Below are 7030 nucleotides of genomic sequence, written 5' to 3' on the forward strand. Positions count from 1 at the left end.
CATTAAAAGCGGCGGAGCCAGGCTTCCCCGTTGAATAGCATTCTCAAACCACTCAGCAAATATCCTATATCTTTACTCCAGCTCCGCGTCTGAGCATAACAGGCGTCGCTCAGCAGGCGCTCCTCCAACGGTGCATCTTCCGTCAACGTGAGTTGGGTCGGTCCCAAAAGGCCCACCAGCGCCTGATCACGGACCCTTTGCCAGTCCTCCGAGCGGTCAGCATTCTGCTCGGGTGTCAACGGGGAAACCCCGACCAGACGCAGGTCGCCCTGAATCACGGCGAGGAGGCCCGGCAGGTGACGAAGCACTGGAATGGCGGTATTCCAGTATGTCGCTTTGAATCGTCTTGCGCCGGCCTCTTGTCCGGGGAACAGTGTGCGGTTGCCCACGCACTCGCGACTTACCATCAGCGGCTTGCGGCCGGACAGGGCAGCCGCCGCCGCCGCTATTGGCCAAAGCGGCAGGGAGAAGATCAGCAGCAGCACACCAACCATCCGATCCAAGTGGGAAACGCGCGCCCGAGTTCCGGTCGCTTCCAAGCTACCAAGCAGGAAGGCCTCGCTGATCGCAAGCACCGCACCCGTATCGACGCGCATGAGATGGTTGTTAGCGACGATCGCATTGCGAATCTCCACCAGTTCGCCCACGTAGGTACGCGGAAGAATCACACTATCGCGTATGGTCGCCGCACGGTCTATGACCACGTCGTCGCCGATCACAACCTCACCCAGCAGTTCGGCCTCCGAGTCGACCCGACTGTTCGCGCCGACGTAGGCCACCCCCTGTTTGAGGCTCTTCGGAAAGACCGATGCCTTGCGGCCGGCAAACAGCCCCACAGCGACCGTTCGGCCCGCAACCTTGAGACCCGGGGTGCGGCCCGCCAAAATGTCGAGATTGGCTCTATGGAAGGCCGGAAGGCTCTCCAGGCAGTTTAAAGCCGCGTTCGCAACAACGCAGCCGTCCGCGCTTGGAAGGGGTTTGGGCGCATCCCAACTCAGGCTGTCGAGCAGGTTGCCGGGCACCTGGCAGCCTGGACGCAGAAGCAGCAGACTACCGCGGGGATCCGCTCCCACCCCGCAGAACGCGAAAGTGCCTGCCTTGCTCTGGGCCTGATGCAGAAACGCCCTCAGGGTTGGAGAGCGCAACACGTCGCCGCGCAGTGCGAGAACGGCATCGGCATCTGCCAGATTGAGACGCGACCAAACAGCAGTCGGCTGCTCTTCGCCCCGACTGAGCACATATCGTATGCTCGCCCCCCAACGTTCACCTGCTCCTAAGGTGCTGACCCTGGTCTGTTCGCCATGGGCCGACGCGACCACAACCAGATCGCGGATGCCGGTGCTCACCAATTCCTCGAGCGTATAGAGCAGCAATTCTTTACCCGTAACCGGAAGCAGCGGCACGGCCACCGTTCGTGTGAGGGGATCGAGCTCGATACCCAAGCGATCTGCAAATACGAGTGCGCGCATGTACCCTTTGTTCCTCAATAAGCTCCTGCACCAAAAAGGAAGGGCGGGAACCGTCTTTATTAGGATCTTGATGTCATTCGCTGTTCAAACGGGATATCGGAGCGACCGGAGATCTGCCGGATGCAGGTGATCCCAGGCATCACCTCAAGGCGGTGCGCCGATCCGATCATCATTGGTATGAATCCGTCGGGAGCGGCGGCGCGCGATGTTCGACGCCCGCGTCCGGCAGCGGGAAACGTTCCGGATGCTTCGCCTGCTGCCTCACGCGAAGCAGAAAGAGCGGGTTGCCGATCACATAGCGCCGCCACATGCGTCCGGGTTCCTGCATCAGCCGATACAGCCACTCCAGCCCCATGTCCCGCATCCAGACCGGGGCGCGCGGGATGCGACCCGAGTAGAAATCGAACAACCCGCCGACACCCATACTGACGGGTGGCGCCAGTCGGTCCCGCCAGCGTTCCAGCCACAGCTCCTGGCGGGGTACACCGAACGCCACCAGTAAAATCCGCGCCTCTGAACTATTGATGGTATCGACCACGGACGCTTCCTCCGCTGGAAGGAAAAAACCGTCTCTCGTGCCGGCAATCTTGAGATCCGGAAAGCGCTTGACCATGTTGTCGGCCGCCGCCTGCGCAACCCCTGACCGTGCACCGAGGAGATAGATCGGCAGCCGCTCGCGGGCCGCCGCCTCGCACAGGATCGGAAACATGTCCGTGCCATTGACGTTCGCACGCAAGGCCAGGCCAAGCATCCGACAGCCAAGGTGGACGCCAATCCCGTCGGGCAAGACACGCTCCGCTGCAAGCAGCACGCGGCGGTAAGCGGCGTCCTGCCAGGCAATATTCAGGCAGTCCGGATTGACGAAGGCCAGGTGTTTGTTTGTCGTCCCCGTCGCATTGGCGATGATCCAGTCCACCGCCTCGTGCATGCTCGTGTTCACCACGGGGATGCCGAAGAAATTGATCACCGGCGGCATCTCGCGTGGGATCCCGCCGCCGCCAAGTACTCCGGACACCACCGAGCGCGCTGCCAGCCCCAAGTCGCCGGTGATCGTTTGAGCATAGACCTGATCCCGATCCATTGCCGACTCGCACTCATGAGCCAGGCCGATGCGGCGGCGAATGCCGAATGGCGAGATCAGCCCGGGCCGGACGACAAACCGCACGAGGTCGTCCACCGGAACGGCAGCCGCCTCCGTCGCACGCACGGGTCGCGGCCCAACGATCGCCATGTCGCCTCGCAATACGTTCAGCCACACTGCTAGACCACGGAACCTACCGCTGCCTGCGAACGACAGCCGTTGGAAGGGCGTTTGAAAGCGACCGATCAGTGGGGTCTGGACGAGGATGGCCCCCGTCTGGTTTTGACTCCACAGTGCGCGCACCAGAAAGAGCGGCAAGAGAACGACGAGTAGCACGGCACTGGCTGAGATATCGAGGATACGAGGTAGAAACTCCCCCAGCAGGACGCGGGTCGGATAGGTGCGCCGCCGCAGCCCGGCCAACCAGCGACGACGTCGAGAAACGCCGAGCGGACCGGGGATCACCGGTAGGGACTTAGCCATCAGTTACAGACCTTTAGGATGTTAGCCAACCATCGACAGCAACACGTCAAGCCGCTATCGGCGGCGTTGATCGCGCCTGGCGGACCAGTGCTTGCTGCCTGACACGTCAATGGACGAACCCGATCTGAACGAGCAGGTCGCCAATACTGGCATGCTTCGCGTGCTCGCCCGAATACACTCTATCAGCGTACTGCCGGGACGGCTCGACGAACTGGTCGTGCATGGGTTTTACGTGTGCCAGAAACTGCTGCTCGACACCGGCTCGACCCCGTCCGCGCTCACGCTCATCGCGGGAAAGCCGTCGCGCTAACCGCACCGGCTCCGGTGTATCGATAAAGACCTTCTTGTCACAGATTACCCGAACCCGCTGGTCCCAAAGAACCAGCATTCCCTCCACAACAATCCAGGGGCAGGCATCAAGGACCTCGGTTCTGTCCAGACGCCGATGCGTTCCATAGTCATATACGGGGACCGCAACCGACCGTCCTGCCTTGAGTTCGTGCAAATGCCTCGACAGCAGTGCGAAATCAATGGCGTCCGGATGATCGAAATTGACCATTCCACCATCATAATCAAATTTCAGACTCTGATCATAATAATATGAGTCTTGATGCAGGATCGAGCATCGTTCTCTTCCCACCAAATCTTGCAGAAATAGTGCAAAGGTCGTCTTGCCGGATCCGCTGCCGCCCGCGATACCGATAATAGTCATGTCAGGCATCCTTAATGCCTCGCATCGAGTTCGTGGCCCGCAACCAACGGATTGCCGCAGCGCCCGACATCTGCTGCCGCGCACCGCAGGCCTAAGAGTCAGGTGCGCGGCGTCGGGGGCGGCTCTGATACGGTCGATGATTGAGCGTCAGGGCATGGCGCGCAGCGCCGCTTTCTCATCGTCGAAGATCCGAAATATGGTGTGCAGTTTAGTCAGCTCGAATAGCGCGCGTACATTGTTGCCCATGCCGAACAGATAGACGTCACCGCCCTGCTTGCGGGCCGTCTGCAAACTCCCGACCAGTGTCCCACAGCCACTGGAGTCCATGAATCCGGTCTGTGTCAGGTCCAGGATCAGGCGGCCGCTACCATTGAGCAAGATCGCCTTGAGTTGTGCCTTGGCATCCGCCGCATCGGCCATCATCAGGCGCTCGGGTAGCCGGACGATATCGATCCCATCGCGGTTTTCATGTGCAAATTGCATAGGGATACTCCTGCTCACAGTAGAGGGTTCGACGGCGAGATCGGGCGGGGCGCGATACCGCTAAAGTCGCCGCGTCAGGTTCAACACATTCTCGTCGTCGACTCGGGCATAGCGGGCCGAGTCGGCATAGGCCCGAATCATGGCGATGCCGCGGCCGGACTCGGCATCGGGTGGCGGCATTTCCGCATGGTCAAGGAAACCGGCCGGGGGCGGCTGGGCTCGATCCCGTATCTCGATGTCGATGCTGTCGTGAGCCCGGCGCCAGTGAACCCTGATGGGGTGCCCTGGTTCGCCCAGGTACCCATGCTTGATGCTGTTGGTGACCGCTTCGATGATCGCGGTGGTGAACTCGCAGGCAGCCAAGGAATCCAGTCCGGCGTCACGGCACAGCGCGTCCACCCGGGCCTGAAGGTCGCCAAGCTTGGTGGGATCGCTATCTAACGTCAGTAATGTCGCCGAGGTGGTCATGTTTCGCTATCCCGCTCCAGCACCAACACCGAAATATCGTCCTGGAAATCAAGCGTGCCGCTCCATCGCTGAAGCTGCGCCTCAAGTTCACGCGTCAACCCCAGCCGGTTATCTCCGGGGCGGGCCGCGAGTGCGGACTGCATACGCTCGATGCCAAAGAGCTCACCTTGCGGATTGGCGCACTCGGTCACCCCATCGGAATATAAGATGAGCCGATCGCCCGCGTGAAGCACCAACCGCTGTGACTCATAGTTTACATCTGGAAACATGCCGAAGGGTAGGCCGCCCGCCGCCAGCGTTTCGATCCCTCCGGCATTGCGCAGAACCAGCGGCGGCGGATGACCGGCGAGCACGATGTGGGCCTCGCCGCTTTGTTTGTCGAGGGTGCCATAGGCGATCGTGGCATAATTGTCGAACTCGACATCCGGCTCGACCCAGCGGGTGTTCACTTCCGATAGGAATCGCCCCGGTCCAGGGAACCCTGCGGCCAGTGAACCGTTGCCGGCCGCGGTCCAATCCGACGTCAGGGCGGGCAACAAAGAGGCGTTGAGTCGGACCGAGAATAAGGCCGCCTGCACACCATGACCGGAGACATCGAACAGATAGAAACCGATCAACTCATTGTTTAGGTAGAAGTAATTGAAGCTGTCGCCGGAGACGTGCGCAGCCGGCAGAAACAGGGATTCGGCCCGGAACGGTTCAACCAGCCGATCCGGGGGGGGGAGCATCTGACGCTGGATGCGGGCCGCCGAGGCTAAATCCCGCTGGATTTGATCATAGGCGTATTGCAGACGCTCCCGCGATTCCCGTAGCGTCCGATTCTGATCGGCGAGCAGACCCTGCACCGTGAGTATTCGCTCCGCGACCCGAAGCCGCGCACGCAGCAATTTCGCGTCGACGGGTTTTGAGAGGAAGTCGTCGGCACCGGCGTTCAGGCCCGCAAGCAGGTCTGACTTATCGGAACGCGAGGTGAGCAAAATCAGATAGACATAATATGGGAATTGCGCTGCACGAACGGCCCTGCAAAACTCCAGGCCCGACAAACAAGGCATTATCCAGTCGCAGATTACCAATTGGATGCTTGTTTCGCGCATACGATCGAGGCCGTCCAGTCCGTCGGCAGCTTCAACCGTGTTGTACCCCCAGCCTTCAAGCAGAGCGCGTACATAGAGCCGCGTGTCAGCAGCGTCATCAATGATCAAGGCGTTCAACAATCAGCCCCGAGTACCGCGAACTTTCACTAGGCCAGCATCGCAAAATTTTGATGATACAGACCAGTCATTAAAGATTTTACATCGCTAAGCGGTGTTCAGAACCAGCAGATCCACGGCGGCACAAGGGCATACCCGTCGGGTTCCACGAGCGCCTACGCGACACGCTCACGGCCGATAAAGCACCTTCCCGCACACCCGACCCCCGCCCCGCTGCTTGGCCTGGCAGAGCTGGTCATCGGCCAATCGCAGCAGGGCCTCGGATCCGTCCTCGATTGCGCGTCGGCTCGTGGCCACGCCGACGCTGACTGTTACCACCGGAGCAGCCGCGGAAGAGGCGTGACCGATGCCGCGAGCGCGCACCGCCCGCTCGATCTTCCCGGCCAGTTGTGTGCTGGGCTCGAAATCGGTCGCCGGGAGTAGGCAGACAAACGCTTCGCAGCCATAGCGGGCAATGAGGTCGCCCGGACGGTGCAGTCTTGACTCCAGAACCCTGGCGATCAAGCGGAGCGCGTCGTCGCCGGCCTGATACCCATAGTAATCGTTGTAGGCATTGAAGTGATCGATCTCGATCACAAACAGCGACAAAACGCTACCACTGCGTCTAGCCAGCGCGCACTCGACACCGATCCGCTCGTCAAAGTAGTGCCGAGCGTAAACCCCCGTGAGGGTATCGCGGAAGGCCATGGTATGCAACTGTTCGGACTGGAACTTAAGTGTCTCATCGTCCAGTAACACAAGGTCGGGCAGCGTCTCGTTACAGAGCGCGAACGTGGTCGGACCGTCAGCCGCTGTGAGGACCTCGCAGTCGGCGCCGAGGATCTGATAGATCGCCTGGGCAATGACCGGCTGGTGTCCCATGATTAAAATCTTGGGTCGGCAGGGCAGCTCGGCAAGCGTGCTTGAACGCGCTAGGTTCATGGTTAGAGCAAAAAATTCAAAATTTAATACTACTGTTAAGTACTCCAACAGAATATTTTATGGCTCTTCGGGATCTCCGTAGGTTATGATATACTTATATTTCAGCATCTTGCGAGGTCTTGAAGGTCATCATGGACTCCAACAACGAGCCACTTAGACAAGCAATAGAGCTATTGCTAGATTTGCCCAATATCCAAGTGCA

At 60.1% G+C, this 7030-nt stretch carries 7 protein-coding genes; all 7 read right to left on the minus strand.

From position 1 onward, the window contains the following. Positions 1 to 2 precede the first annotated feature (2 nt). Positions 3 to 1469, minus strand: coding sequence for an NDP-sugar synthase (locus tag QZY03_RS16550; protein ID WP_295582960.1), 1467 nt, complete (start codon positions 1467 to 1469; stop codon positions 3 to 5). A gap of 169 nt (positions 1470 to 1638) precedes the next feature. After that, positions 1639 to 3033, minus strand: coding sequence for a WecB/TagA/CpsF family glycosyltransferase (locus tag QZY03_RS16555; protein WP_295582962.1), 1395 nt, complete (start codon positions 3031 to 3033; stop codon positions 1639 to 1641). Between the two features lie 106 nt (positions 3034 to 3139). Further along, a complete protein-coding gene (udk, locus tag QZY03_RS16560; protein WP_295582964.1) occupies positions 3140 to 3745 on the minus strand; it encodes a uridine kinase in 606 nt (201 codons plus the stop codon). Between the two features lie 147 nt (positions 3746 to 3892). Further along, a complete protein-coding gene (locus tag QZY03_RS16565) occupies positions 3893 to 4228 on the minus strand; it encodes an STAS domain-containing protein (RefSeq protein ID WP_295582966.1) in 336 nt (111 codons plus the stop codon). A gap of 60 nt (positions 4229 to 4288) precedes the next feature. Beyond that, positions 4289 to 4696, minus strand: coding sequence for an ATP-binding protein (locus QZY03_RS16570; protein ID WP_295582968.1), 408 nt, complete (start codon positions 4694 to 4696; stop codon positions 4289 to 4291). Further along, complete coding sequence (locus QZY03_RS16575) at positions 4693 to 5907, minus strand: SpoIIE family protein phosphatase (protein ID WP_295582970.1); 1215 nt, start codon at positions 5905 to 5907, stop codon at positions 4693 to 4695. Before QZY03_RS16575 ends, QZY03_RS16570 begins: the two co-directional genes overlap by 4 nt. Before the next feature lie 168 nt (positions 5908 to 6075). After that, the gene (locus QZY03_RS16580; protein WP_295582972.1) at positions 6076 to 6768 is read right to left on the minus strand and encodes a diguanylate cyclase; all 693 of its coding nucleotides are present in this window, start codon (positions 6766 to 6768) and stop codon (positions 6076 to 6078) included. Positions 6769 to 7030 lie beyond the last annotated feature (262 nt).

This window comes from uncultured Lamprocystis sp. (assembly GCF_903933125.1).
Taxonomy (GTDB): Bacteria; Pseudomonadota; Gammaproteobacteria; order Chromatiales; family Chromatiaceae; genus Thiodictyon.